Source organism: Agromyces binzhouensis, assembly GCF_004135055.1.
Lineage (GTDB): Bacteria > Actinomycetota > Actinomycetes > Actinomycetales > Microbacteriaceae > Agromyces > Agromyces binzhouensis.
In genome coordinates this window covers 1-743 of the sequence record NZ_SDPL01000746.1, presented here as the reverse complement: position 1 = coordinate 743, position 743 = coordinate 1, and the positions used below count along the sequence as shown (strand labels likewise).

Annotated in this window: 1 protein-coding gene; it reads left to right on the top strand. The window is 76.9% G+C overall.

The annotated features are described in order from the left end of the window. Nucleotides 1-743, top strand: a 743-nt coding sequence (locus ESO86_RS18010) for a FecCD family ABC transporter permease (protein ID WP_340638876.1), incomplete at both ends; no start/stop codon positions are given.

Sequence of the window (743 nt, the reverse complement as noted above, 5' to 3'; positions counted from 1 at the left end):
GACGCCGCCGGGATCGATGCCGCCGGGATCGGGGCCGTCCGTCGCTCCGACCGACGCCGTCGCGTCGCCGTCGTGCTCGTCGGCGCGGTCCTCGCCGCGGCGATCGCGCTCGCGGCGCTCTCGTTCGGAGCGGCCGGGGTGACGCCGGATCGGGTCCTGTCGGTCCTCCTCGGGGGCGGGGAGCGCATCGACCGCTTCGTCGTGTTCGAGCTGCGGCTCCCGCGGATCGTCGCCGCGCTCGTCGTGGGCGTGGCGTTCGCGCTGGCCGGGGCGGTCTTCCAGTCGACGCTGCGCAACCCGCTGGCGAGCCCCGACATCCTCGGCATCTCCGCGGGCGCGAGCCTCGGCGCGGTCTGGGCGTTGCTCGGGCTCGGCGCCGGCGGCGCGATCGTGGCGGGCCTCGCGTTCGGCGGCGGTCTCGCGGTGGCGGTCGTGATCTGGCTGGCCGCGTGGCGGCAGGGACTGCACGGCGTGCGGTTCGTGCTCGTGGGCGTCGGCATGGCCTACCTCTGCGGGTCGACGGTCGCGTGGCTGCTGGCGCGCGCCGAGGTGCGCGAGGCCCAGACCGCGCTGCACTGGACGGTCGGCAGCGTGGCCGACGTCCGCGGTGACCAGCTCTGGCTGCTCGCGGTCGGGACGGCCGCATGCGCGGTCGTCCTCGCGTTCCTGACGCGGGTGCTCCGGCCGCTGGCGCTCGGCGACGACCATGCCCGTGCGCTCGGCGTCCGAGCGGATGCCGCGCG